At 61.5% G+C, this 24,512-nt stretch carries 22 protein-coding genes; 4 read left to right on the forward strand and 18 right to left on the reverse strand.

Annotated features, from left to right (window positions below):
• Window positions 1-122 precede the first annotated feature (122 nt).
• The 7 genes from AC1RBR_RS25585 to AC1RBR_RS25615 all read right to left on the reverse strand — a co-directional run bounded on the left by AC1RBR_RS25585 (window position 123) and on the right by AC1RBR_RS25615 (window position 9,244).
• The gene (locus tag AC1RBR_RS25585; protein WP_492567093.1) at window positions 123-683 is read right to left on the reverse strand and encodes a phosphonate degradation HD-domain oxygenase; all 561 of its coding nucleotides are present in this window, start codon (window positions 681-683) and stop codon (window positions 123-125) included.
• The gene (locus AC1RBR_RS25590; RefSeq protein ID WP_492567095.1) at window positions 683-1,816 is read right to left on the reverse strand and encodes a TIGR03364 family FAD-dependent oxidoreductase; all 1,134 of its coding nucleotides are present in this window, start codon (window positions 1,814-1,816) and stop codon (window positions 683-685) included. Before AC1RBR_RS25590 ends, AC1RBR_RS25585 begins: the two co-directional genes overlap by 1 nt.
• A 137-nt stretch (window positions 1,817-1,953) precedes the next feature.
• Window positions 1,954-2,979, reverse strand: coding sequence for a putative 2-aminoethylphosphonate ABC transporter substrate-binding protein (locus tag AC1RBR_RS25595; protein ID WP_492567097.1), 1,026 nt, complete (start codon window positions 2,977-2,979; stop codon window positions 1,954-1,956).
• A gap of 47 nt (window positions 2,980-3,026) precedes the next feature.
• Window positions 3,027-4,751: a putative 2-aminoethylphosphonate ABC transporter permease subunit gene (locus AC1RBR_RS25600; RefSeq protein ID WP_492567099.1), complete on the reverse strand. Its 1,725-nt coding sequence runs from the start codon at window positions 4,749-4,751 to the stop codon at window positions 3,027-3,029.
• Window positions 4,748-5,827, reverse strand: coding sequence for a putative 2-aminoethylphosphonate ABC transporter ATP-binding protein (locus tag AC1RBR_RS25605; RefSeq protein WP_492567101.1), 1,080 nt, complete (start codon window positions 5,825-5,827; stop codon window positions 4,748-4,750). Before AC1RBR_RS25605 ends, AC1RBR_RS25600 begins: the two co-directional genes overlap by 4 nt.
• A 222-nt stretch (window positions 5,828-6,049) precedes the next feature.
• Window positions 6,050-6,913, reverse strand: a complete 864-nt coding sequence (locus AC1RBR_RS25610) for a LysR family transcriptional regulator (RefSeq protein ID WP_041072184.1) — start codon at window positions 6,911-6,913, stop codon at window positions 6,050-6,052.
• A 15-nt stretch (window positions 6,914-6,928) separates the two neighbouring features.
• Window positions 6,929-9,244 (reverse strand): heavy metal translocating P-type ATPase, encoded by a 2,316-nt coding sequence (locus AC1RBR_RS25615; RefSeq protein ID WP_492567103.1) that lies wholly within the window; start codon window positions 9,242-9,244, stop codon window positions 6,929-6,931.
• A gap of 85 nt (window positions 9,245-9,329) precedes the next feature.
• Here AC1RBR_RS25615 and cadR point away from each other — a divergent pair, with 85 nt between their 5' ends.
• Window positions 9,330-9,779, forward strand: a complete 450-nt coding sequence (cadR, locus tag AC1RBR_RS25620; protein WP_492567105.1) for a Cd(II)/Pb(II)-responsive transcriptional regulator — start codon at window positions 9,330-9,332, stop codon at window positions 9,777-9,779.
• Window positions 9,780-9,905: 126 nt separating this feature from the next.
• Here cadR and AC1RBR_RS25625 read toward each other — a convergent pair whose 3' ends face one another.
• The 3 genes from AC1RBR_RS25625 to AC1RBR_RS25635 all read right to left on the reverse strand — a co-directional run bounded on the left by AC1RBR_RS25625 (window position 9,906) and on the right by AC1RBR_RS25635 (window position 12,618).
• Window positions 9,906-10,877: a thymidylate synthase gene (locus AC1RBR_RS25625; RefSeq protein ID WP_027610539.1), complete on the reverse strand. Its 972-nt coding sequence runs from the start codon at window positions 10,875-10,877 to the stop codon at window positions 9,906-9,908.
• Window positions 10,878-10,927: 50 nt separating this feature from the next.
• Window positions 10,928-11,743 carry a prolipoprotein diacylglyceryl transferase gene (lgt, locus tag AC1RBR_RS25630; RefSeq protein WP_095137577.1) on the reverse strand — a complete coding sequence of 272 codons (816 nt, stop codon included), beginning with the start codon at window positions 11,741-11,743 and terminating at the stop codon, window positions 10,928-10,930.
• Window positions 11,744-11,835: 92 nt separating this feature from the next.
• Entirely contained in the window at window positions 11,836-12,618 is a 783-nt protein-coding gene (locus tag AC1RBR_RS25635; protein WP_027610537.1) for a sulfite exporter TauE/SafE family protein, read from the reverse strand.
• Between the two features lie 130 nt (window positions 12,619-12,748).
• Between AC1RBR_RS25635 and AC1RBR_RS25640 the strand changes: the two genes are divergently transcribed.
• Window positions 12,749-13,495: an NRDE family protein gene (locus tag AC1RBR_RS25640; RefSeq protein ID WP_492567107.1), complete on the forward strand. Its 747-nt coding sequence runs from the start codon at window positions 12,749-12,751 to the stop codon at window positions 13,493-13,495.
• 62 nt (window positions 13,496-13,557) lie between these two features.
• Here the strand turns inward: AC1RBR_RS25640 and AC1RBR_RS25645 are convergent, their stop codons facing one another.
• From AC1RBR_RS25645 to AC1RBR_RS25655, 3 genes are all read right to left on the reverse strand, one after another.
• On the reverse strand, window positions 13,558-14,529 hold the full coding sequence (locus AC1RBR_RS25645; RefSeq protein ID WP_492563214.1) for an IS110 family RNA-guided transposase: 972 nt from the start codon (window positions 14,527-14,529) through the stop codon (window positions 13,558-13,560).
• A gap of 262 nt (window positions 14,530-14,791) precedes the next feature.
• Window positions 14,792-17,071, reverse strand: a complete 2,280-nt coding sequence (ptsP, locus tag AC1RBR_RS25650) for a phosphoenolpyruvate--protein phosphotransferase (protein WP_047596633.1) — start codon at window positions 17,069-17,071, stop codon at window positions 14,792-14,794.
• A gap of 22 nt (window positions 17,072-17,093) precedes the next feature.
• Window positions 17,094-17,573, reverse strand: coding sequence for an RNA pyrophosphohydrolase (locus AC1RBR_RS25655; RefSeq protein ID WP_003229203.1), 480 nt, complete (start codon window positions 17,571-17,573; stop codon window positions 17,094-17,096).
• Window positions 17,574-17,716: 143 nt separating this feature from the next.
• Here AC1RBR_RS25655 and AC1RBR_RS25660 point away from each other — a divergent pair, with 143 nt between their 5' ends.
• Window positions 17,717-18,373 carry a histidinol-phosphatase gene (locus AC1RBR_RS25660; protein WP_492567109.1) on the forward strand — a complete coding sequence of 219 codons (657 nt, stop codon included), beginning with the start codon at window positions 17,717-17,719 and terminating at the stop codon, window positions 18,371-18,373.
• An 83-nt stretch (window positions 18,374-18,456) separates the two neighbouring features.
• On the opposite strand, the gene AC1RBR_RS25665 is transcribed toward AC1RBR_RS25660, so the two are convergent.
• Together AC1RBR_RS25665 and ilvA are read right to left on the reverse strand one after the other, a co-directional pair.
• Window positions 18,457-18,882, reverse strand: a complete 426-nt coding sequence (locus AC1RBR_RS25665; RefSeq protein WP_226500881.1) for a DUF2269 domain-containing protein — start codon at window positions 18,880-18,882, stop codon at window positions 18,457-18,459.
• 39 nt (window positions 18,883-18,921) lie between these two features.
• Window positions 18,922-20,436, reverse strand: a complete 1,515-nt coding sequence (gene ilvA, locus AC1RBR_RS25670; protein ID WP_027610533.1) for a threonine ammonia-lyase, biosynthetic — start codon at window positions 20,434-20,436, stop codon at window positions 18,922-18,924.
• A gap of 298 nt (window positions 20,437-20,734) precedes the next feature.
• Between ilvA and rpiA the strand changes: the two genes are divergently transcribed.
• The gene (gene rpiA, locus AC1RBR_RS25675; RefSeq protein WP_095137581.1) at window positions 20,735-21,409 is read left to right on the forward strand and encodes a ribose-5-phosphate isomerase RpiA; all 675 of its coding nucleotides are present in this window, start codon (window positions 20,735-20,737) and stop codon (window positions 21,407-21,409) included.
• A 151-nt stretch (window positions 21,410-21,560) separates the two neighbouring features.
• On the opposite strand, the gene AC1RBR_RS25680 is transcribed toward rpiA, so the two are convergent.
• The 3 genes from AC1RBR_RS25680 to AC1RBR_RS25690 form a co-directional block, all read right to left on the reverse strand.
• The gene (locus AC1RBR_RS25680; RefSeq protein WP_492567112.1) at window positions 21,561-22,478 is read right to left on the reverse strand and encodes an SdiA-regulated domain-containing protein; all 918 of its coding nucleotides are present in this window, start codon (window positions 22,476-22,478) and stop codon (window positions 21,561-21,563) included.
• A 102-nt stretch (window positions 22,479-22,580) separates the two neighbouring features.
• Window positions 22,581-23,504 (reverse strand): SdiA-regulated domain-containing protein, encoded by a 924-nt coding sequence (locus tag AC1RBR_RS25685; RefSeq protein WP_492567114.1) that lies wholly within the window; start codon window positions 23,502-23,504, stop codon window positions 22,581-22,583.
• 327 nt (window positions 23,505-23,831) lie between these two features.
• Window positions 23,832-24,497: a fumarylacetoacetate hydrolase family protein gene (locus AC1RBR_RS25690; RefSeq protein ID WP_027610530.1), complete on the reverse strand. Its 666-nt coding sequence runs from the start codon at window positions 24,495-24,497 to the stop codon at window positions 23,832-23,834.
• Window positions 24,498-24,512 lie beyond the last annotated feature (15 nt).

Below are 24,512 nucleotides of genomic sequence, written 5' to 3' on the forward strand. Positions count from 1 at the left end.
GAGCAGATCTTCTGGCTTTTCAAAACCTGAGTTCGACTGGATATTTCAGATCGATGTAGGGCCCAAGAACAACACGGTCGGCTCCCTCTCCCTCCGGGAGAGGGCTGGGGTGAGGGTTGCAATCACTCAGCCGACAACAAAACCTCAGCCTTGCGCTTCAGCAAACCCGAATCCATCACCGGCACCCCCATCTCCTTGGCCAGCTCATCCCACTGGCGCATGCGCAAACTCACGGCACACAACGGGTCCCGCTCAAACGCATCCGCCTCAGCCTCGCTCATCACCCCACCCTGATACTCCAGCGTCCGGCGACTCGCTTCACTCAATCGCGCGTAGTACCCCGGCTCACGCAGCGTCAGATACCGCTTGGCCTGCACGTGATATTCCACCAGCCGTGCCAGGCGCTCACTGAACCCGGCCTCACGCAAATAATTCGCCCCCAGCCGCTCATGGCTGACTACACCATAACCGCCCATGTTCTCGGCGCCTTCAACACACAAATGACCGATGTCATGAAAGAACGCCGCCAGCACCACTTCGTCGTCAAAGCCTTCGGCGATTGCCAGCTCAGCGGCCTGGGACATGTGCTCGATCTGCGATACCGGCTCGCCGATGTAATCGCGGGTGCCGAAGCGCTCGTACAAGTCGAACACCCGGTCGACGACCTGTTGCTGCTCCCCCATCAGGTTTCCTCCAGCAATTGCGCCACGTTGCGCTCGGCCAGTGCCGGGCCGACGCTCATGCCGACGCCGGTGTGCATCAACGCCACACTCAGCCCCGGTGCCGGGCGCAGCAACGAAAACGGCCCCGGCCCACGGGCACCGTAGACGCCCTGCCAGCGCTCGACCACCTGCACCTTGCAGCCCAGCGTCTGTTCGGCCAGCTCCAGCATCCAGTTGTCGACCTGCTCGGCGTTGAACGGCGACGGATCGCTGCCGTAATGGTGCGAGTCGCCGATGATCAGTTCGCCGTACGGCGTCGGGCTGATCAGCAGGTGTATACCGTTGTCATGCAGATGCGGTTGTTCGCGCAGGATCTGCGCCTGCACCGCTGCCGCTTGCGGCAGATCGGCGAAGGCGCCGTAGTGCACGCAGCTCAGACCGGTGAGCAAGGCGTGTTGCAGGTTCAGCTCGATCTGCGGTTTGGCGCGGAGCATCTGCAGGCGGCAGATCTGCGGGTCGAGCGCGGCAATCGGCTCGGCCAGCAGGGTCTGATAATCGTGGCCGGAGCAGACGATGATCTGCTTCGCCGTGAAACTGCCGGCGGTGCTGTACAGGCGCCCCGGTTCGACGTCGCGCACCAGCGTATTGAAGTGAAATTCCACACCGAGGTCGCGGCGCAGGTAGTCAATCAGCGCGGGGATCGCTTCCCGCGAGTACAGCTGTTGATCGTCCAGGCCGTGCAGCGCCGCCCGGTGGTGGCTGAACTGACCGTGATACAGATCACGCAGGGCGCCGCCGCGCAGCAAGGCGACGTTGTAACCGTGCTCCACGGCGCGGCCGTTGCAGAAAGCTTCGAGCAATTGTTCTTCAGCTTCGCTGCGGGCGAACAGGTACGAGCCGTTACGCTTGATCTGCAGACCGGCGAGTTGCGCCCAGTCGCCCCAGATCTCGCGGCTGGCCTTGGCCAGTTCGAGCATCGGCCCCGGTGGCTGGCCGGTGATCAGCGCCTGACCGAAGTTGCGCACCGAAGCACCGAGGGGCGTGGCGGTGCGCTCGAAAACGCTGACCTTGAGGCCGCGTCTGGCGGCGGCGTAGGCGTGGGACAGGCCGAGGATGCCGGCGCCGACGATCAGCAGGTCTTTGTGTTGAGTCATGGAGATTTTCCCTGAATGGGAGACCGCCTTCGCGAGCAAGCCCGCTCCCACAGTTTGATCGCATTCCTTCCGGTGAAACTCGGTCGAATGTGGGAGCGGGCTTGCTCGCGAAGGGGCCCTGTCAGTCGATAAAGATCTTACTTGGCGACGACTTTCTCGGACTTGCCGTCATACCGCTTGCGCCACTCGGTGAGGATCTCGTCGCGGTTCTTCGAGGCCCAGGCAAAGTCGTTCTTGATCAGGCGCTGCTCGTAGTCGGCCGGCAGTTCGGTCTGCGGCTTGGCGATGCCCGGCTGTGCAAGAACAGCGAAGTTCTCCTTGTACAGATCCATCGCCTCGGCGCTGGCGGAGAAGTCCGCGAGTTTCTTCGCTGCGTCTTCATGCGGCGTGCCCTTGATCAAGGCAGTCGCTTCGATCTCCCAGCCCAGGCCTTCCTTCGGCAGAATGATGTCCAGCGGTGCGCCTTGGCGTTTCAGCTGTACGGCCGGGTATTCGAAGGAAATGCCGATCGGGAACTCGCCCGCCGCCGCCAGTTTGCAAGGCTTGGAACCGGAGTGAACGTACTGGCCGATGTTCTGGTGCAGACCGTCCATGTAGGCCCAGCCCTGCTTCTCGCCGAAGGTTTGCAGCCAGGCGCTGACGTCGAGGAAACCGGTGCCGGACGACGCCGGGTTCGGCATGACGATCTTGCCCTTGTACTCAGGCTTGGTCAGATCCTGCCAGCTCACCGGTTTGCTCAGGCCCTGCTTCTCGGCTTCGACGGTGTTGAAGCAGATGGTCGCGGCCCAGACGTCCATGCCGACCCAGGCTGGCGGGTTGGCGGCGTCGCGGTAGTTCGCGCCGATCTTGCCCAGATCCTTCGGTGCGTAGCTTTGCAGCATGCCCTGCTGATCGAGAATCGCCAGGCTGGAAGCGGCCAGACCCCACACGGCGTCAGCTTGCGGCCGGGCCTTTTCGGCCAGCAGTTTGGCGGTGATGATCCCGGTGGAGTCACGCACCCACTTGATCTCGACGTCCGGGTTAGCCTTTTCGAAGGCTTCTTTATAGGACTTCAATTGCTCGGCTTCGAGGGCGGTGTACACCGTCAACTCGGTTTTTGCCGCGAAGGCATTCAGGCTGAAAGTCGCGAGCACAGCAGCGGCCAGGGCCATAGGCTTGAACATGATCGTTTTCCTGTCGGTGAGTTGAGGCTGTAGGGATAAGTCGTCAATCAGTGACCGGGCGCGGTTTGCCGCCAGGCCTGGGAACGGCGCAGCAAGCCGCGCGAAGCCCACGCCAGCAGCAAGGACACGCCTGCCGAGGTGAACAGAATCAGGGTCGACATCGCTGCCGCGCCGCCGACGTTGCCGGCGTCGTCCATGTTCAGCACCGCCACCGCCGCGAGGATGGTGTCGGGGCTGTAGAGGAAGATCGCCGCCGACACCGTGGTCATCGCCGAGACGAACAGGTAGCGCACGATGTCCAGCAGCGCCGGCAGGCAGATCGGCACGGTGACGCGCAGGTAGTGGCGGTACAGCGGCGCCTTGAGCGATAGCGCGGCGGCTTCGAACTCGGCGTCGAGCTGACGCAGCGCGGTGGTCGCGGTCATTTGCGCAGTGGTCAAATAGTGCGCAATGGTGCAGACGATCAGCAGGGTCATCGTGCCGTACAGCACGTGCAGCGGGTTGCCACTGAGGTTGAAGAAGAAGACGTAGCCCAGACCGAGCACCAGCCCCGGCACTGCCATCGGGATGAAACTGAGCATGCGCAACGCGAGATTGAGGCCGCGTTGGCTGCGGGTTTTCTCCATCAGGTAAGCGCCGGTGAAAATCAGCACGCTGCCGATCAGCGCCGTGCCCAGCGCCATCTTCAAGCTGTTGCCGTAGGCCAGCCAGCCACCGCCGGCGGTCTCGTTGAACTGGTAGTGATTGAGCGACAGCGACAGGTTGTACGGCCAGAACTTCACCAGCGAGGAAAACACCGCCATGCCGAACACCAGCAGCAACGCCGCGCTGATCAACAGGACAATCGCCAGATAGCAGCCATCACGCAATTTCGACGGCGCTGGTTTGAACACCTGTGCACGGCCACTCATGGAGTCGCCATGACGCCGACGCAACCAGGCATCGACGCCGAAGCTGAACAGCGCCGGCAGCAACAGCACCATGCCGATCAACGCCCCGCGTCCGAATTGTTGCTGACCGACCACGGCTTTGTAGGCTTCCAGTGCCAGCACTTGATAGTCGCCGCCGACCACCACCGGCACACCGAAATCGGTGATGGTCAGGGTGAACACCAAGCAGAACGCGGCGAACACTGCCTGCCGGGTCGCCGGCCAGGTGATGCTGCGAAAGGCTTTCGCCGGACTGGCGCCCATGCTCGACGCCGCATCAAACAGCCGCGCGTCGGCCAGCGACAGCGCCGACAGCAGAATCATCAGCGCATGAGGAAAGGTGTAAATCACCTCGCCCAGCACAATCCCCCAGAAGCCGTAGATGTTGTCCGAGAGCAGCCCGCGCAGCATGCCCTGATTGCCGAACAGATAGACCAGTGCGATCCCCGGCAGCATCGACGGCGCCATCAATGGCAGCAGAGAAATTCCGCGCCAGAGGCCCTTGGCCGGAATCATCGTGCGTTGCAGTGCGTAGGCAAACAGGTAGGCCAGCGGTACGACGATGGCCGCGACGCTGAGGGAAACTTTCAGGCTGTTGCCGAGCAGCCAGTGGAAATTCTCGCTGCTGACCAACTCCTTGGCGGCGAGCCAGCCACCGCCCTGCCCGGCCTCGCTGCTGAAGCCGCGCCAGAAGATCGCCAGCAACGGCAGCAGCACAGCGACACCGAGCAGCAACAGCAGCAGGAGTTTGCCGCCGAGGACGAAGATCCGGTCACCGACCTCGGCCCCGGACACTCGCCGCGCCTGCTTGTGCGGTAGCGGCCGTGCGATGTTCGCGCTCATCCGGCAAACACCTGCAGGCTGCGCGGCGGCAAGGCGACCATGATCTGCTGGGCGCCAAGGCGTGGCATGGCTTCCGGCGCCAGTTCGGCGAGCAGCGCGTGGCCCGGCAATTGGTCGAGTTCGAAGCTCATGCGGCAGCGATTGCCGAGAAAAGTGATCTCGCGCACCTTGGCCGGGAACAGGTTTTCTTCGTGCACCAGCGGATTGACGCTGATTGCTTCCGGACGGCAGAACAAGCGGCCCGACGGCCTGTGGACACTGCCGTCGGCCAGGCGCAGGTTCATCCCGCCGACCTTGGCGTGGCTGTCGCTGCTGCGCTGGAACGGCAGCCAGTTGCCCTGCCCGACAAACTCGGCCACGAACGGCGTGGCCGGGCGGTTGTAGATTTCCTGCGGGGTGGCGTACTGCTCGACCCGACCGTTGTTCATCACGGCGATGCGGTCGGCCATCAGCATGGCTTCGTCCTGATTGTGCGTGACCATCAGGGTGGTGATGCCGAGGTTGCGCTGCAGTTGGCGCAGTTCGGTGCACAGATGCTCGCGCACTCGGGCATCAAGGGCCGACATCGGTTCATCGAGCAACAGCAGCGACGGCGCCGGGGCCAAGGCGCGAGCCAGGGCGACTCGCTGTTGCTGACCGCCGGACAACTGGCCCGGGTACTTTTTCTCACTGCCGGTGAGGCCGACCAGCTCCAGCATCTGCCCGACGCGGCGACGGACTTCGTCGCGACCATTACCGGCGAGTCCGTAGGCAATGTTCGCTTCGACGGTCAGATTGGGGAACAGCGCGTAGGACTGGAACAGAATGCCGTAATCCCGGGCCTGCGGCGCGAGGTGCGAGACATCGCGATCGCCGAGGTACAACTCGCCGCTGTCCTGCTTCTCCAGCCCGGCGATGCAGCGCAGCAGCGTGGTCTTGCCGCAGCCCGAGGGGCCGAGCAGGCACACCAGCTCACCGGCCGCGACATCGAGGGAGACGTTATCCAGCGCGGTGAACGCGCCGAAGCGCTTCTGCACGCCGCGCACTTTCATCGGCGCACCGGGGTTGGTCAGGGCAGTTGCGATTGCAGGATTCATGGACAGACCTCATCAAGCTGATGGGGCCAATCCTAGAGTTGTAATGCGTCCGTCATGTGGCAGTAGGGCAAAAACGGCTGATAGTGGTATTCGGGGATTTTGGTTCAGGTCATTCGGTGTCTGGACTGGCGCCATCGCGAGCAGGCTCACTCCTACAGGGGAACGCATTCCATTGTAGGAGTGAGCCTGCTCGCGATGAGGCCAGCAAGATAGATGAAGATCTCAGGCCGGAGACATCTCTTGGGCCAGGCCAAGAAATGCCGCCGGCAACCGCGCGCCCTTCCTTTCTTTCAAGCAGTAAAGGTACTCGGGAATCTGCGGCGCATTCTCGATGGTCAGCACCCGCAACTGCGGATCGTGCGGGACTTCCTGGCGGGCAATGATGCTGATGCCGATATTGCGCAGCACCGCCTCACGGATCGATTCGCGGCTGCCAATTTCCAGCAGCGGCCCGAAACTGACCCCGGCGCTTTCCAGCAACTCCTCGGTCAACCGGCGGGTGGTCGAGCCGGACTCGCGCATCAGCAAGGTATGCCCGGCCAGCGCACTCAACGCCACATGCTCCTGCGCCGCCAGCGGATGATTGCGATGCACCGCCAGCACCAGCGGATCGCTGCCGAGCACCCGGCGAATCAACCGCGCATCCTCAAGCAACTGCGACGACGCCGCGACATCGACCCGGTAATCCTCCAGCGCTTCGAGCACCTGCTGCGAGTTGCCGATTTCCACCGACACTTCCACCTGCGGCAGGCGCTCGCGGAAGGTCTTCACCAGATCAAGAATGTAGTACGGCGCGGTGGCGGCGATGCGCAACGTGCCCTGCACCTGACCGCTGTTGCGCAGGAAGAACTCGATGTCCGCCTCTTGCTGCAACAGCGCCTTGACCATCGGCAGCAACCGCGCGCCTTCGTCGCTGACGCTCAGGCGCCGGCCGCCACGGTAGAACAACTCCACCGAATACTGGCTTTCCAGATTGCGGATCTGCGTGGTCACGGTGGGTTGGCTGAGGCCGAGCTTTTTCGCCGCCAGCGTAATGCTGCCCAGGCGGGCGACCATATAAAACGCTTTCAGCTCGGCACTCAGCACAACCGCCCCTCTCGTTTATTTGCGCAGCAAGCGCAAACCGTTGAACACCACCAACAGGCTCACGCCCATGTCGGCAAACACCGCCATCCACATGGTGGCGAGTCCGGCGAAGGTTACCCCAAGAAAGATAGCCTTGATCACCAGTGCCAAGGCAATGTTCTGTTTCAGGATGCTCGCGGTGTCGCGCGACAGGCTGATGAATGCAGGAATCTTGCGCAGATCGTCGTCCATCAGGGCAACATCGGCGGTTTCAATCGCGGTGTCGGTGCCGGCGGCGGCCATGGCAAAACCGATCTCGGCCCGCGCCAATGCCGGAGCGTCATTGATGCCGTCGCCGACCATGCCCACCCGATGCCCCTGTGCATAAAGTGCTTCGATGGCTTGCAGTTTGTCGGTCGGCAGCAAGTCGCCTTTGGCCTGATCGATGCCGACCTGCGCCGCGATGGCTTGCGCGGTGTGCACGTTGTCGCCAGTGAGCATCAGGGTTTTCACGCCCAGTGCGTGCAACTGGCGGATCGCTTCGCGGCTGGTTTCCTTGACCGTGTCGGCCACAGCGAACAGCGCCAGCGGGCCGGAATTGTCGAGCAGCAGCACCACGGACTTGCCCTGTTTCTCCAGCGCAAACAGCTTCTCTTCGAGTTGCGGCGAGCACAGGCCCAATTCCTCGACCAGACGATGGTTGCCCAAGTGATAGGTCTGACCGTTGACCTGCCCTTTGACGCCGCGACCGGCCAGCGCTTCGAAGTTATCCACACTCAGTACGGCGAGATTTTTATCCACAGCCGCATTGGCAATCGCCAGCGACACCGGGTGATCGGAACGCCCGGCCAGCGAGGCGGCGATTGCCGGAGCGCTGGCGTCGGCGGTCGGGTCGAGCGACAGGTAATCGGTCTGCACCGGTTTGCCGTGGGTGATGGTGCCGGTCTTGTCCAGCGCCAGATAATCGAGCTTGAAACCGCCCTCCAGATACACGCCGCCCTTGACCAGAATGCCTTTGCGCGCCGCTGCCGCGAGGCCGCTGACGATGGTCACTGGGGTAGAGATCACCAGTGCGCACGGGCAGGCCACCACCAGCAGCACCAGCGCGCGGTAGATCCAGTCGAACCACGCCGCGCCCATGAACAGCGGCGGAATGATCGCCACCGCCAGCGCCAGCGCGAACACCACCGGGGTATAGATTTTCGAGAATTGATCGACGAAGCGCTGCGTCGGCGCCCGCGCACCCTGCGCCTGCTCGACGGCGTGGATGATCCGCGCCAAAGTCGAGTTGTTCGCCGCCGCAGTCACCGTATATTCCAGCGAGCCTGCCTGGTTGATGGTGCCGGCGAAGACTTTATCGCCTACGGTCTTCTCCACCGGCAGGCTTTCGCCGGTGATCGGCGCCTGATCGATGGTCGAACTGCCGCTGACCACTTCGCCGTCCAGCGCGATACGCTCGCCGGGTTTTACCCGCACGCGGGCGCCGAGTTCGACGCTTTTAACCTCTTGTTCGATCCAGCTGCCGTCGGCTTGCTGCACCGTGGCCTGTTCCGGGGTCATCTGCATCAGGCCGCTGATGGCGTTGCGCGCACGATCCAGCGAGCGCGCCTCGATCAACTCGGCCACGGTGAACAGGAACATCACCATCGCCGCTTCCGGCCACTGACCGATGAGGATTGCGCCGGTCACCGCGATGCTCATCAGCGCGTTGATGTTGAGGTTGCGGTTCTTCAGGGCGATCCAGCCCTTTTTATAGGTGGTCAGGCCGCCGCTGAGGATCGACACCAGCGCAATGATCGCCACCACCCAGGTTGGCGCAGCGTTGGTGAAATGGATCACTTCGGCCGCCAGCGCGCCGACACCGGACAGCGCCAGGGGCCACCAGTGTTTTTTCACCGGCGCCGCGGTCGGGGATTCGACGCCCGCCTCCAGCGGTTCGGCGTGCATGCCCAAGGACGTGATCGCTTCAGTGATCGACGCGGTACTCGACAGGTTATGCGTCACGCCGAGCACACGGTTGATAAGGTTGAATTCCAGCTGCTGCACTCCAGCGAGTTTGCCGAGTTTGTTCTGGATCAGTGTCTGCTCGGTCGGGCAGTCCATCGCTTCTATGCGGAAACTGCTCAGGCGTGCGTCAGCACTGGTTTTCTCGCTCAGTTGCACCAACGCAGGCGCGGCAGCTGTCGACGAGCAGCAAGAATCTTCGTGCGAATGAACCGGTGCCGGTGCTGCGGCTTTCGACCCGCAGCAGGAATCGCCGCCATGTTCGTGCTTATGCACAGGCTGCAATTTATGGCTGTGGCTATGATCGTGCCCGTCGCCGGGCTTGTGGGTGTGCTGGGAATCGCTCATCGGGTCGCGTCCATGAAGGTGCCTGTTGCCAAGTAAAGACCCTGTAGCCACTATAGGGTCAAGCACCCTTTTGGAGATTGCCGTCATGAAGATCGGAGAACTGGCCAAACTCACCGATTGCGCCGTGGAAACCATCCGCTATTACGAGCGCGAAAACCTGCTGCCGGAGCCGGCACGCAGCGAAGGTAACTACCGCGTCTACACCCAGGCCCATGCCGAACGCCTGACCTTCATCCGCAACTGTCGCACCCTCGACATGACCCTCGAAGAAATCCGCAGCCTGCTGGCGATGCGTGACAGCCCGCAGGATCAGTGTGCAAGCGTCAATACGCTGATCGACGAGCACATCCAGCACGTGAAAGCGCGGATTGACGGGTTGCTGGCGTTGCAGACACAACTGCTCGACCTGCGCCAACGCTGTGGCGAAGGGCCGGGGGCGGATCAGTGCGGGATCTTGCAGCGGCTGGAGGTGAGTGGCGGAGTTGTGGCGACGGAAGTCGAACACTCCCACGTAGGCCGTAGCCACGGCCATTGAGACTTACACAGAACCCAATGTGGGAGCGGGCTTGCTCGCGAAGGCGGAGTGTCAGTCGACATCATCGTTAACTGACACACCGCATTCGCGAGCAAGCCCGCTCCCACAGGGTATTGCGTGAAGCTTTTAGACCGCCATCGGCGCGGTCATCGGCGCGTGGTGCTCGTAGCCTTCCAGCGAGAAATCGCTCGGCTCCACCAGCTCCAGCCACTCCGGTTGGTACACACCGGTCTTGGCGAACTCCGGCACTCGGTCGGAGATCTTCAGTTTCGGCATGGCGAACGGCTCGCGCTTGAGCTGTTCGTTGAGCATGTCCAGATGATTCTCGTAGACGTGCGCATCACCGATGAAATAGGTGAACCAGCGCGGCGTGTAGCCGGTCAGGCGCCCAATCAGGCTCAGCAGCGCAGCGCCTTCGGTGAGGTTGAACGGCGTGCCCAGGCCCAGATCGTTGGAGCGGATGTACAGGGTCAGGGAGATTTCTTTGGTCTCGACGTTCGGGTGGAACTGGTACAGCAGATGGCACGGCGGCAGGGCCATCTCATCGAGTTGGGCGACGTTCCAGCCGTGGAACAGGATGCGGCGGCTGCCCGGATCGTTGATGATCGTGTCGACGCACTGGCGCACCTGATCGATGGCTTTGTACAGCACCACGTAGGCCTGACCGTCTTCTTCGCCCTGGGCGATCTGCTTGTAGCCATTGCTCAGGGTTTGTTCGATGGCGGCGGTGTTGCTCAGCGGGATCTGCTTGTACGCCGGCCATTTGCGCCATTGCACGCCGTAGATTTCGCCGAGGTCGTCCTCGCCCTGACGGAACGGGTTGGCCAGCCACTGCGCGTTTTCGTTGGCGTTCTGGTCCCAGACCTTGCAACCCAGCGCGCGGAATTCAGCAGCGTTGTTCACGCCACGCAGAAAACCGCACATCTCGCCGATGGCCGATTTGAAGGCCATCTTGCGGGTGGTGATCGCCGGAAAGCCTTCCTGCAGATCGAAACGCAGCATCGCACCCGGGAAGCTGATGGTGTTGATGCCGGTGCGATTGGCCTGTTTGGTGCCGTTCTGAATAACGTGCGAGACCAGTTCGAGATATTGCTTCATGAGTTACCTGTGTCCTTTGAGCCCCGGCGTCGCGCGCCGGGGTTCGTAGTTTAAGCGGTCGGCGCGAGCGGCGCTGCCGGCGCACGACGATAGGCCAGCCAGATCAGGAACAGCCCGCCGACAATCATCGGCACGCACAGCACTTGGCCCATGGTCAGCCAGTTCCAGGCCAGGTAGCCCAGTTGCGCATCCGGTACGCGGACGAACTCGACGATGAAACGGAAAATGCCGTAAAAAAGCGCGAACATGCCCGATACCGCCATGGTCGGACGCGGCTTGCGCGAGAACAGCCACAGGATCAGGAACAGCGCCACGCCTTCGAGCGCGAACTGATACAGCTGCGACGGGTGACGCGGCAGTTGCGCCGGATCGCTGAACGGCGGGAACACCATGGCCCACGGCACATCGGTGGCCTTGCCCCACAACTCGGCATTGATGAAGTTGCCGATTCGCCCGGCACCCAGACCGATCGGCACCATCGGTGCGACGAAGTCCATCAGCTGGAAGAACGACTTGCCATTACGCTTGCCGAACCACAGCGCGGCGAGCATTACCCCGATGAAGCCGCCGTGGAACGACATACCGCCCTTCCACACTTCGAAAATCAGCGTCGGGTTGGCCAGATAAGCGCTCAGGTCATAGAACAGCACGTAACCCAGACGTCCGCCGACGATTACGCCCATCGACAGCCAGAACACCAGATCGGAGAGCTTCTCCTTGGTCCAGGTCGGGTCGAAACGGTTGAGCCGGCTCGACGCCAGCAGCCATGCGCCGCCGATGCCGACGAGGTACATCAGGCCGTACCAGTGGATTTTCAGCGGACCGATGGCCAGGGCCACCGGGTCAATCTGCGGGTAAGGCAGCATTGCGACTCCTCGTTAGAGTGAAACCAAAATTCCCGGGCGACGCTGCCACCTCAGGATTAAGCCAGGATTGCGGCCTGTTCTGACCGACCGGGTCAGAGCAGGAAATTCAGGCCCACGCAGAACAGCAAAGCGGCGAACAGCCGCTTCAGCAAGCGCGGCGACAATCTGTGTGCCAGGCGCGCACCGAGACGGGCGAACACCATGCTGGTCAGGGCAATGCCCAGCAGCGCCGGCAAATAGACAAAACCGAGACTATGCGGTGGCAACAGCGGATCATGCCAGCCCAGAATCATGAAACTTAACGCACTCGCCACAGCAATCGGCAAGCCACAGGCCGACGACGTTGCCACCGCCTGCTGCATCGGCACGCTGCGCCAGGTCAGGAACGGCACGGTCAGCGAACCGCCGCCGATTCCGAAAATCGCCGAGGCCCAGCCGATCACACTGCCGGCCACGGTCAGACCGAGTTTGCCCGGCACCGTTCGACTCGCCTTGGGTTTGACCTCCAACGCCAGTTGCACAGCAATCACCAGGGCGAACACGCCGATGATCTTCTGCAGGTTCGGCCCGGAAATCGCCTCGGCGGTCAGCGCACCAAAACCGGCGCCGAGCAGAATGCCGACGGTCATCCACATGAAGATCGGCCAGCGCACCGCACCACGTCGATGGTGTTCACGCACGGCATTGACCGAAGTGAATATGATCGTCGCCAGCGATGTCCCTACCGCCAGATGCGTAAGGATCGACTGATCGAATCCCTGCAAGGTAAAACTGAACACCAGCACCGGGACAATAATGATCCCGCCGCCCACCCCGAACAGCCCGGCCAGCACGCCCGCACAGGCGCCCAACGCCAGATAGAGCAGAAATTCCATGACCGTCTCCCAGACGCATCCCCACAACCGGAGCGGCATGGTAACGGATGCATGCCCTCCGGCTCCACTGACGATGGATGCACGGACGCCGACTGCGTAGAGTGAGCAGAAAACACACAAGGACCACCTTATGTGCCTGATTGTTTTCGCCTGGCGCCCGGGCCATGCCCAGCCGCTGATCGTCGCGGCTAACCGTGACGAGTTCTACGCCCGGCCGAGCCTGCCGCTGGCGCAATGGGCCGACGCGCCGCACGTGCATGCCGGGCGCGATCTTGAGGCTGGCGGCACGTGGTTGGGGATCGGCGCCAACGGGCGCTTCGCCGCGCTGACCAATATCCGCGACCCGCACCAGCCGCCGGCGCGCAAGTCGCGGGGCGAACTGGTAGCGCGGTTTCTCGCGGGTGATGCGTCAATTGATGATTATTTGCGCGATGTGGTCGCTCGATCGCCGGAATACGCCGGGTTCAACCTGCTGCTGGGTAATGCCCATGAGCTGTGGCACTTCAATGCGCGGGCATCTGAACCGGTGATGCTCGAACCCGGCGTTTACGGTCTGTCTAATGCCGGGCTGGATACGCCGTGGCCGAAGTTGCTCAAGGCCAAGGCTGCGCTGAGCGCGGTATTGGATGATCCGCAGCCTGCGCGACTGCTGGGGTTACTGAGCGATGCGCAGACCGCGCCGTTTAACGAATTGCCGGACACCGGGGTCGGGCTGGCCACTGAATCACTGCTGTCGAGTGTGTTTATTGCCAGTCAAAGTTACGGGACGCGAGCGAGTACCGCGTTGATTGTGCAGGCGGATGGAACGCGGCGGATGGTCGAGCGCAGTTTCGGGCCGTATGGCGGGCATTTGGGGGAGGTGGAGATCAGAATCTAAAGATCGCAGCCTCCGGCAGCTCCTACAGGGATACACATTCCAGGTAGATACCGTCTTGCCCCTTACCGGGCAAGTGCCAATTTCGGGTCAAATGGTTGGCCCGATTTGAGCACTCCGTAAACGAAGTGCAGCAACTTGCGCATGGCTGCACAGATGATCTGTTTGGGCGCCTTGCCATTGGCCTTCAAGCGTTCCTTCATGGCGATGATCGCCTCGTTGTGCTTCAGCGCTACCAGGCCTGGCATGTACAGACCCGCGCGGACGCGAGCCGATCCGATCCTGGAAATCACTGTTCTGCCTTTGAGCTTTCCCGAGTCCTGCAGCTTTGGGTTCAACCCCGCAGCAGCGACCAGTTTGCGAGGGTCGTCATATTTGCGCAGGTCGCCCAGTTCGGCCAGCAGCCGCTCAAGGGTTTTCTGCCCGATACCGTCGATGGTCACGATCAAGTCGCGCATCTGGCGCATGTCCGGATCATCGTCGATGTGTTTCTTGATCGCTTTGTGCGTTTCAGCGATCTCTTTTTCGATGTGGCGCAGAACGGAGTTGATCGAGTCTTTGACCTTTTCGTCGGACACATCCAGACGATTGAGCTCCATCTGTTCCATTTCCTGAAGATCATCCAGCCGACGCACCATCGCCTTCAGTTGGCGGTATTTCAGTGGCTCCGGTGCCCAAAGCTGAAGCTTTTCAGCCTTTTCCCGAGCAAAATCAGCGATCAGTTTGGCGTCGCTTTTATCGGTTTTGATCCGGCGTAACTCGCTGTCGGCGTAAGCATGGGTCGTGGCCGGATTGACGACACAGACCCGGTAACCCTTGCTGTAGACGAACTCGGCAAGTTCCAGGTGATAGATGCTGGTGGCTTCCATCACGATCAAGGCTGTAGGCTCGACCTGCTTGTTCAACCAAGCTTCAAATTCTTTGAAACCCTTCGAGTTATTAGGCAGCTTGGCCTTGGTTTTGTGCTTGCCGTTCGGCAAGTGCGTGGCGATATCAAAGGTATTTTTAGCGACATCGACACCGACGAAACTGGACATGACTGTCTCTCCATTGATCCGTTTTCGATCATCACTGCACTCTGTCCAACCTTGCGAATGCGAGCTCTCGCCAGAGACGGGCCCAAGATACCGTTCGAACTATATGAGTGAGTGTGGAGGGCTGGAGCACGATCTACATCACAGGCAAAAAGCCTAAGGAGCTGCACGGCTTCCAAGTCCCTCCCTCGATGATCAGTCGAGAACTATCGCTCCTGACGGAGCGATAGTCGAGATACAAGGAGCTGCCGAAGGCTGCGATCTTTTAAAGGGCCTTGTTGACCGCCGGCGGATTCATCTTCGACAGCCCGAGATTCTTCAGCGCCAGTTGCAGCGAGCTGTGGATAACTTGCGGGTTATCGATCTTCATCAGCTCCGCCAGCAAATCCTTGGCCTTGCTCAGGTTGATCTGACGCAGCATCCACTTCACTTTCGGCAAGTTGGTGGCGTTCATCGACAAGCTGTCGAAGCCCATCGCCATCAACAGCACCGCCGCTGCCGGATCACCGGCCATTTCGCCGCAGATGCTCACCGGTTTGCCTTCGGCATGCGCGTCGCGCACCACGGTCTGCAGGGCTTGCAGCACGGCCGGGTGCAGGTAGTCGTAGAGATCGGCCACTCGCGGGTTGTTGCGATCGACCGCCAGCAGGTACTGGGTCAGGTCGTTGGAGCCGACCGACAGGAAGTCCACCTGCCGCGCCAGCTCCTTGGTCTGGTACACCGCAGCCGGAATTTCAATCATCACCCCGATCGGCGGCATCGGCACGTCGGTGCCTTCGTCGCGCACTTCGCCCCAGGCCCGGTGGATCAGGTGCAGGGCTTCCTCGAGTTCGTGGGTGCCGGAGATCATCGGCAGCAGGATCCGCAGGTTGTTCAGGCCTTCGCTGGCCTTGAGCATCGCGCGGGTCTGCACCAGGAAGATTTCCGGGTGGTCGAGGGTGACGCGAATCCCGCGCCAGCCGAGGAACGGGTTGTCTTCCTTGATCGGGAAATACGACAGCGACTTGTCACCGCCGATGTCGAGGCTGCGCATGGTCACCGGTTGCGGATGGAACGCGGCGAGCTGCTCGCGGTAGATCGCCAGCTGTTCCTTTTCGCTCGGGAAGCGCTGGTTGATCATGAACGGCACTTCGGTGCGGTACAGGCCGACACCTTCGGCGCCGCGCTTCTGCGCCCGGGCCACATCGGCCAGCAGACCGGTGTTGACCCACAACGGCATGCGATGGCCATCGAGGGTCACGCACGGCAGATCGCGCAGGGTGTCGAGGCCCAGCGCCAGTTGTTTCTCTTCTTCGACCACCTCGGCGAACTGCTTGCGCAGCACATCGCTGGGGTTGGTGTAGACCTCGCCACGGGTGCCATCGACGATCACCTCGATGCCATCGACCTTGGCGTACGGCAGGTCAACCAGGCCCATCACTGTCGGAATGCCCATGGCCCGGGCCAGGATCGCGACGTGGGAGTTACCCGAACCGAGTACAGACACCAGACCGACCAGTGTGCCTTCCGGCACCTCGCCGAGCATCGCCGGCGTCAGCTCTTCGCTGACCAGAATGGTTTTTTCCGGGTAGACCAGGTTCTGCTGACGCTCTTCCTGCAAATACGCCAGCAGGCGGCGGCCGAGGTCTTTGACGTCCGACGCACGCTCGCGCAGGTAGGCGTCGTCCATCAGTTCGAAACGGTTGACGTGCTCAGTGACCACCTGACGCAGCGCGCCCTGGGCCCACTGGCCGGTCTTGATCACGGTGGTGATTTCGCTGCCCAGCGAGGCATCGTCAAGCATCATCAGGTAGACGTCGAACAGCGCACGCTCTTCCGGGCGCAGCTGGGTCGCGAGCTTGGCGGACAACGCGCGCATGTCGGCGCGCACGCCTTCGATGGCGGTCTTGAACAGCGCAAGCTCAGCGTCGATGTCGGTGATGGTTTTATCTGGCACAACGTCCAGATCCGCCGGCGGCAGCATGACCACTGCGGTACCGACCGCCGCACCCGGCGAACCCGGTACGCCGACGAACTTGGCTTCCTGAATGCCCTTGCCCTGTCTGCCCAGACCACGGATCGAGCCGGTGGCCTCGGCGTGGGCGATAACGCCGGCGAGCTGCGCGCTCATGGTCACGAGGAAGGCTTCTTCACCTTCATCGAACTGGCGGCGTTCTTTCTGCTGGATGACCAACACGCCGACGACGCGGCGGTGGTGAATGATCGGCGCCCCGAGGAAGGAGGCGTAGCGCTCCTCGCCGGTTTCGGCGAAGTAACGGTAGCGCGGGTGATCCGCAGCGTTTTCGAGGTTCAGGGGTTCTTCACGCGTGCCGACCAGACCCACCAGACCTTCGTTGGGTGCCATGCTGACCTTGCCGATCGAGCGCTTGTTCAAGCCCTCGGTGGCCATCAGGACGAAGCGGTTGGTCTCGGGATCAAGCAGGTAGACCGAGCAGACCTGGCTGCCCATGGCCTCTTTGACGCGCAACACAATAATCCCCAACGCCGCCTTGAGATCCTTGGCGGAGTTAACTTCCTGGACGATCTTGCGCAGCGTATTGAGCATGGCTCGGGGTCGAACTCCGTCGTCAGTCGCGCGCTAAAAGGCGCGGGGCAAGCTCTTTGAGGGCGCGTCGATACACCTCGCGCTTGAATGTCACCACCTGGCCCAACGGATACCAATAACTGACCCAGCGCCAGCCATCGAACTCCGGTTTACCGGTCAAATCCATCCGCACCCGCTGCTCGTTGGAGATCAGGCGCAGGAGAAACCATTTCTGTTTCTGGCCGATGCACAGCGGTTGGCTGTGGGTACGCACCAGACGTTGCGGCAAACGATAGCGCAACCAGCCCCGGGTACAGGCCAGTATTTCAACATCTTCACGTTCCAGGCCAACTTCTTCGTTCAGCTCGCGGTACAAGGCGTCTTCCGGCGTCTCCTCGGGGTTGATTCCCCCCTGCGGAAACTGCCAGGCATCTTGATTGATACGGCGAGCCCATAGCACCTGGCCGGCGTCATTCGTCAGAATGATCCCGACATTGGGGCGGAAACCATCGGGGTCGATCACGGCAACAACCTCGCAAACGCATGTCGCCGCATTGTTCCACAAAGCTTGATAAGGCGGCAACGAAGGTTCCTACCTTATGTGCACTCTTGTGAAAAGACCGTATTCTTGTCGCCTTTTTACTGACTTTTCAGCGGGTAACTGCAATGCGCCTGGCTCTATTCGATTTGGACAACACCCTTCTGGGCGGCGACAGCGATCACGCTTGGGGCGACTATCTGTGCGAACGCGGCTTCCTCGATCCGGTGGCGTACAAGCAGCGTAACGACGAGTTCTATCAGGATTACCTGGCCGGCCAGCTGGATAACGCCGCGTACCTGAACTTCTGCCTGGAAATCCTCGGCCGCACCGAAATGGCCGTGCTTGAGCAGTGGCACAACGATTACATGCGCGACTGCATCGAGCCGATCGTGCTGCCCAAGGCGCTGGAGCTGCTGAAAAAACACCGCGACGCCGGCGACAAACTGGTGATCATCACCGCCACCAACCGCTTCGTCACCGCACCGATTGCGGTGCGCCTGGGCGTTGAAACCCTGATCGCCACCGAGTGCGAGATGGTCGATGGCCGCTATACCGGGCGCAGCACTGACATTCCGTGCTTCCGTGAGGGCAAGGTGACGCGCCTGAATCGCTGGCTGGAGGAAACCGGGTATTCGCTGGATGACAGCTATTTCTACAGCGATTCGATGAATGACCTGCCGCTGCTGGAGCAGGTGGCAAATCCGGTGGCCGTAGACCCGGATCCGAATCTGCGGGCCGAGGCCGAGAAGCGGGGCTGGCCAGTTATCTCGTTGCGCGACTGAAGATCAAAAGATCGCAGCCTGCGGCAGCTCCTACAGAGGTACACATCCCATGCAGGAGCTGCCGCAGCTGCGATCTTTTCGCTTCACACAGGCTTGGCGCCCATTAACCCGGCAATGGCGATAAAGCAGACAAAGCTGAACAACGCCAAGGCAAAAGTGAACTTGCCAACGCCACCCGGCGCCTTGCGCAAGCGATTCAACCGCACCAGTAACCAGAACCACGCCAGCGCCGCCACGGTGTACAGCACACTGGAAGCCAGCAGCCAGGTCTGCCCCAGCGGCCAGCCGACCAGATGCACCATGCCCCAGCCGGTAAACGGCATGCTCAGCAACGCCAGGCCCATCAACAGCCAGATGAACACCCGTGGCCGTTGCAGGGTGCGGCTGCCAGCCGTTGCATCACCTTTGCGACGCGCCAGAAAAACCCAGATCCCCAGACCCAGCGCACTGGCCAGCAACACCACGGTGGCGACCATGTGCGCAGTTTTCAGGGCAGTTAACGTTTCCATTGTTCGATTTCCTCAGGGCCTGCCCATCAGCGTAGCCGTTCAGCCAAGAAACAGCTGATAGGCCGGGTTTTCGCTTTCATCCCAGTACGGGTAGCCGATTTCCTCAAGCGCCGCCGGCACCAGATGACGCTCGTCATGCGGTACTTGCAGGCCTGCAACCACCCGGCCATCTGCCGCACCGTGGTTGCGGTAGTGGAACATCGAGATGTTCCAGCGCCCGCCGAGCTTGTTCAGGAAGTTGAACAGCGCGCCCGGACGTTCCGGGAATTCGAAGCGGAACACCACTTCGTCGATCACGTGCGCCGCGTGGCCGCCGACCATGTGGCGGATGTGCAACTTGGCCAGTTCGTTGTCGGTCAGGTCGAGCACCGGGAAGCCCTGCTCGGTCAGGCTCGCCAGTAAAGCGCTGCGCGGGTCGTTTTCCGGGTGAGTCTGCACGCCGACGAAGATGTGCGCTTCGCTGCCGGTGTTGTAGCGGTAGTTGAATTCGGTGATCTGGCGCTTGCCGATCGCTTCGCAGAAGGCCTTGAAGCTGCCGGCCTGCTCCGGGATGGTCACGGCGATAATCGCTTCGCGGCCCTCGCCCAGCTCGGCGCGCTCGGCGACGTGGCGCAGGCGGTCAAAGTTGACGTTGGCCCCGGAGTCGATGGCGACGAAGGTCTGACCACTGACGCCGCGCAACTCGACGTACTTCTTGATCCCGGCCACGCCCAAGGCGCCGGCAGGTTCGGTGATCGAACGGGTATCGTCGTAGATATCCTTGATCGCCGCGCAAATCTCGTCAGTGCTGACGGTGATCACTTCGTCGACGTAATCCTTGCAGATGTCGAAAGTGTGCTGGCCGATCTGCGCCACCGCCACGCCGTCGGCGAAGATGCCCACGGTCGGCAGCACCACGCGCTCTCCAGCGGCCATGGCCGCTTGCAGGCAGTTGGAGTCGTCCGGTTCGACGCCGATGACCTTGATGTCCGGACGCAGGTATTTCACGTACGCCGCAATACCGGCGATCAGACCGCCGCCGCCGACCGGCACGAAGATCGCGTCCAGCGGTTGCGGGTGCTGGCGCAGAATTTCCATCGCCACGGTGCCCTGCCCGGCAATGGTGTGCGGATCGTCGTACGGGTGGATGTAGACGTAGCCCTTTTCATCGACCAGCTTCAGCGAGTAGGCCAGGGCTTCCGGGAACGAATCACCGTGCAGCACCACTTTGCCGCCGCGCGAACGCACGCCTTCGACCTTGATCTCCGGAGTAGTCTTGGGCATCACGATGGTCGCTTTCACGCCCAGCACTTTCGCCGCCAGCGCCAGACCCTGCGCATGGTTGCCCGCCGACGCGGTGACCACGCCACGGGCGCGCTCTTCGTCAGTCAGCTGGGTCAACTTGTTGTACGCGCCGCGAATCTTGAAGGAGAACACCGGCTGCAAGTCTTCGCGCTTGAGCCAGATGTCATTGCCCAGCCGCTCGGAGAGCTGGCGAGCGTTCTGCAGCGGGGTTTCTACGGCAACGTCATAAACGCGCGAGGTGAGGATCTTTTTGACGTACTGTTCGAGCATCGGAAAGCATCACTGGCGATTGGGCGGGACCGACGAGTCTAACCCGGCTTTCAGCCGCACGACCACACTGAACAGGTGGCTTTAGGGTGTGAATAGCCATTGTGGCGAGGGAGCTTGCTCCCGCTCGGCTGCGCAGCAGTCGTAAATCAGAACATTCGATTTGTCTGAAAAAATGCAAAGGACCGCTTCGCGCTCCAGCGGGAGCAAGCTCCCTCACCACAGGGTGTTTCCCCCTGCACCACCCCGGGGCCTATAATGCCGGCCTTTCCGTCTCCCCTTGCCCGCTTCCGGAGCCCGCATGACCCAGGATCAACTCAAACAGGCAGTGGCTCAGGCCGCCGTCGACTTTATCCTTCCGAAACTCGACGACAAGAGCATCGTCGGGGTCGGCACCGGCTCCACCGCCAACTGCTTTATCGATGCGCTGGCCCAGCACAAGGGTGCGTTCGATGGCGCGGTCGCCAGTTCCGAAGCCACTGCCGCGCGTCTCAAGGGCCACGGGATTCCGGTGTATGAGCTGAACACCGTCAGCGACCTGGAGTTCTACGTCGACGGCGCCGATGAAAGCGACGCGCACCTGAACCTGATCAAGGGCGGCGGCGCAGCCCTGACCCGCGAGAAGATCGTCGCGGCGGTGGCCAAGACTTTCATTTGCATCGCCGACGCCAGCAAACTGGTGCCGGTGCTGGGTGAATTCCCGCTGCCGGTCGAAGTGATCCCGATGGCCCGCAGCCACGTTGCCCGCCAATTGGTAAAACTGGGCGGCGACCCGGTTTACCGCGAAGGCGTGCTGACCGACAACGGCAACATCATCCTCGACGTGTACAACCTGCAGATCACCAATCCGGTGGAGCTGGAAGCGCAGATCAATGCGATCGTCGGCGTGGTCACCAACGGCCTGTTCGCGGCGCGTCCGGCGGATCTGCTGTTGTTGGGTACCAGCGAAGGTGTGAAGACGCTGAAGGCCGAGTAAGCCGAGACCGCCCACGCTCTTGCAGGCAAATGCATTCCCCCCTGTGGGAGCGGGCTTGCTCGCGAATGCGGTGTGTCAGATACATTAATTTGTCTGATACACCGCATTCGCGAGCAAGCCCGCTCCCACATTTGGTTTTTTGGGGTGTCAGTCAGTTTGGCGCAGGCTTTTTGAAGACGTAAAACAGGTTCGGCTCGCTCACCAGATACAACGTCCCGTCGTCATCCATCGCAATGCCTTCAGCCTGCGGCACGCTCTTCTGCAAACCCTGCCGGCCCTTGGTCAGCGACAAGGTGCTCAGCGGGCGCCCGTCCACGTCCAGTTCCAGAATCAGCCCCGACTCGTCGGACAGCGCCAGCAAATGGCCGCTGCGCTCGTCGTATTGCAGGCTCGACAGATCGCGCACGAACATCCCCGCATCGCGTTTGGGGTTGTTGATCACGTGTACCGCGTAGGATTTTTCAGGATTGAAGTGCGGAAAACCGTGCACCTCATAAATCAGCATCGGGTCACGCTCCTTGGCGACGAACAGGCGCTTGCCCACCGAATCGTACGCCAGGCCTTCGAAGCCCTTGTTGCCGCTCATGTGCACCCCGAGGGTCATCTGTTCGGCGTCCGCCGCGTCGAGGAACGTGGTGTCCTGCTCCAAATGGACTTTGATCAGGCGTTGCTGGCGCTCGTCGGTGATCACGTAGGTGTCGGCGCTGATGAACTCCACCGCTTCAGGATCGCCGAAGCCGATCAGCGCAATGCGCCGCAGGATTTTGCCTTCGAGCGACAACTCGACCAGTTCGGCATTCTTGTTGGTCACGGTGAACAGACTGTTGCGCACCGGATCATAGGTCAGCGCTGAAACATCGTCGTTCAGCCCGTCGATGACCCTGGCTTCGACCTCGACCCGGTATTGATCCAGGCCAATGGCCTCGCTGCTCAACGGCTGCCACAGGGTGTGCAGGTTGAACCAGGCACGCTCGAACAGGCGCAGGTATTGGCCGATCGCGATCAACACGATCAGGGCAATCACCGACAAGATAACAATCAGCGGTTTGGGACGGGTAAGTCGACGCATTCAGGCAGGCTCGGGATCAAAACAGGCCGATGAAATATCACGCCTGTCTGAACTGAAGCTTAATGGCCACTTGCCTGCGACCACAAGTCGACCGCTATCGGCTTACTTCTGCTTTTCGAAACGGTAGAACAGGTTCGGCTCGCTGACCATGTACAGCGTACCGGCGTCATCCATGGTCACGCCTTCGGCGCGGGGGATGGTGCCCTTCAAGCCGTTGAAGCCGCCAAGCAGGGTCATGAAGCTGACCTGCTCGCCCTTCTCGTCCAGCTCCAGCAGCAGGTGCGAGTCGGCGGACAGCACCAGGGTGTGGCCGGTACGCGGGTCGATGGCCAGCGCCGAAAGGTTGCGAATATCCAGCTCATCACTGGCAAGCTTTTGCTTGTCGCCCTTGAGAATCTGACTGCCATCGCTTTTCCAGGTGAACAGCGCCGGCGGCCGCTCCTCGCCCAGCAGCAGTTGCTGATTGTGCGGATCCCAGGTGATTGCCTCGAATGCCTTGTTCTGGTTTTCCGACGGGCCGAGGTCATACTTCGGGAAGTCGGCGATATTCAGTTCGCGGGTATTGGCATCGACCTTGACGATGCTCAGCAGGTGCTCGCGCTCATCGACAATCGCCATCAGACCGTTTTCCATCACGCTCAGGCCTTCTGGATTGCTCCAGCCCACCAGCGGCATCTTGCGCAGCACATCACCCTGCAAGCTCAGTTCGACCAGAAACGGATTCTTGCCCATCACCGAAAACAGGGTTTTGGTCTGCGGGTTGTAGGACAGGTCCGAGGCCTCGTCCTTTTCCATGCCCGGCAGCAGCTTGCCGTCGATCACCGCCCGATAGTCCGGCAGCCAGATGCTTGCCTTCTGCTCGGCCTGACTCTCGAGACGCTCGCGCATCCACAGCAGACCACGGTCGTCCCAATGCATGGCGAACGCCAGACCGTAAGCGGCGGCGATCACCAGCAACAGCCAGACATACCAGCGCAGGGCGAAACGTGAGCGGCGTGGAGGATTGAGCTGAGTGTGAGCTGACATCAAGGACGCGTTCCGAAAATTCAGGCTAAGGGTAATAGCACAAAGAGGCCGGCTCAGACGCCAGAATGAGAGGAATTATCCGTACAGAATGTGAAAAAAACGGCAAATGGCGGGATTGTCGTGTGCGTTTGCGAGCCGCAACACATAACCAGGGTGGGGGGGAGCCCTATTGTGAGGGGATTTATTGTGGCGAGGGAGCTTGCTCCCGCTGGGGCGCGAAGCGACCCTGCTTTTCGCTTCAAAAAGCGAGGGCCTGCTGCGCAGTCCAGCGGGAGCAAGCTCCCTCGCCACAGCTTATGTGTATCCCAAAAGGGAGGACGCGTTCGGTCAGCGCACGCTGCTGCTGAAGCTGCTCGCGCCAACCAGTTCCAGCACGATGTCGTCGCCGACATTCAGCGGGCCGACGCCCACTGGTGTGCCGGTAAGGATCACGTCGCCGGCCTGCAGCGAGAAGCAGCCGGCCATGTGCTGGATCATCGGCACGATCGGGTTGAGCATCGCGCTGCTGTTGCCGTCCTGACGCACTTCACCGTTGATGGTCAGGCGAATGCCGATGTCGGTCAGGTCAGGGAAAGTGCTGCCGACCACGAACGGGGCAATCACCGCCGCGCCGTCGAACGACTTGGCGATTTCCCACGGCAGGCCCTTGGACTTGAGCTCGGCCTGTTTGTCGCGCAGGGTCAGGTCCAGCGCCGGAGCGAAACCGGAGATCGCGTCCAGCACTTCTTCACGGCTCGGCTTGGTCGACAGCGGCTTGCCGATCAACACGGCGATTTCCGCTTCGTAGTGCACCGAACCGCGCTCGGTCGGAATACTGAACCCGCCTTCCAGTGGCACCACGCAACTGCCTGGCTTGATGAACAGCAACGGCTCGGTAGGCACCGGGTTGTCCAGTTCCTTGGCGTGTTCGGCGTAATTGCGGCCAATGCACACCACTTTCCCGATCGGGAAGTGAATGCGCGTGCCGTCGACGTACTGGTGCTGATAGCTCATTTACCGACTCCTGCC

The organism is Pseudomonas sp. GW823-FHT01D03 (genome assembly GCF_058798255.1).

What these genes read in the sequence shown, in the direction of transcription:
- AC1RBR_RS25605 (WP_492567101.1), bottom strand. Translation starts at nt 5,827, where the DNA reads ATGAATCCTGCAATCGCAACTGCCCTGACCAACCCCGGTGCGCCGATG.
- AC1RBR_RS25680 (WP_492567112.1), bottom strand. Translation starts at nt 22,478, where the DNA reads ATGCGTCGACTTACCCGTCCCAAACCGCTGATTGTTATCTTGTCGGTG.
- AC1RBR_RS25595 (WP_492567097.1), bottom strand. Translation starts at nt 2,979, where the DNA reads ATGTTCAAGCCTATGGCCCTGGCCGCTGCTGTGCTCGCGACTTTCAGC.
- AC1RBR_RS25615 (WP_492567103.1), bottom strand. Translation starts at nt 9,244, where the DNA reads ATGAGCGATTCCCAGCACACCCACAAGCCCGGCGACGGGCACGATCAT.
- AC1RBR_RS25590 (WP_492567095.1), bottom strand. Translation starts at nt 1,816, where the DNA reads ATGACTCAACACAAAGACCTGCTGATCGTCGGCGCCGGCATCCTCGGC.
- AC1RBR_RS25660 (WP_492567109.1), top strand. Translation starts at nt 17,717, where the DNA reads ATGCGCCTGGCTCTATTCGATTTGGACAACACCCTTCTGGGCGGCGAC.
- AC1RBR_RS25665 (WP_226500881.1), bottom strand. Translation starts at nt 18,882, where the DNA reads ATGGAAACGTTAACTGCCCTGAAAACTGCGCACATGGTCGCCACCGTG.
- AC1RBR_RS25635 (WP_027610537.1), bottom strand. Translation starts at nt 12,618, where the DNA reads ATGGAATTTCTGCTCTATCTGGCGTTGGGCGCCTGTGCGGGCGTGCTG.
- AC1RBR_RS25640 (WP_492567107.1), top strand. Translation starts at nt 12,749, where the DNA reads ATGTGCCTGATTGTTTTCGCCTGGCGCCCGGGCCATGCCCAGCCGCTG.
- lgt (WP_095137577.1), bottom strand. Translation starts at nt 11,743, where the DNA reads ATGCTGCCTTACCCGCAGATTGACCCGGTGGCCCTGGCCATCGGTCCG.
- AC1RBR_RS25690 (WP_027610530.1), bottom strand. Translation starts at nt 24,497, where the DNA reads ATGAGCTATCAGCACCAGTACGTCGACGGCACGCGCATTCACTTCCCG.
- AC1RBR_RS25625 (WP_027610539.1), bottom strand. Translation starts at nt 10,877, where the DNA reads ATGAAGCAATATCTCGAACTGGTCTCGCACGTTATTCAGAACGGCACC.
- AC1RBR_RS25685 (WP_492567114.1), bottom strand. Translation starts at nt 23,504, where the DNA reads ATGTCAGCTCACACTCAGCTCAATCCTCCACGCCGCTCACGTTTCGCC.
- rpiA (WP_095137581.1), top strand. Translation starts at nt 20,735, where the DNA reads ATGACCCAGGATCAACTCAAACAGGCAGTGGCTCAGGCCGCCGTCGAC.
- cadR (WP_492567105.1), top strand. Translation starts at nt 9,330, where the DNA reads ATGAAGATCGGAGAACTGGCCAAACTCACCGATTGCGCCGTGGAAACC.
- ptsP (WP_047596633.1), bottom strand. Translation starts at nt 17,071, where the DNA reads ATGCTCAATACGCTGCGCAAGATCGTCCAGGAAGTTAACTCCGCCAAG.
- AC1RBR_RS25645 (WP_492563214.1), bottom strand. Translation starts at nt 14,529, where the DNA reads ATGTCCAGTTTCGTCGGTGTCGATGTCGCTAAAAATACCTTTGATATC.
- AC1RBR_RS25600 (WP_492567099.1), bottom strand. Translation starts at nt 4,751, where the DNA reads ATGAGCGCGAACATCGCACGGCCGCTACCGCACAAGCAGGCGCGGCGA.
- ilvA (WP_027610533.1), bottom strand. Translation starts at nt 20,436, where the DNA reads ATGCTCGAACAGTACGTCAAAAAGATCCTCACCTCGCGCGTTTATGAC.
- AC1RBR_RS25585 (WP_492567093.1), bottom strand. Translation starts at nt 683, where the DNA reads ATGGGGGAGCAGCAACAGGTCGTCGACCGGGTGTTCGACTTGTACGAG.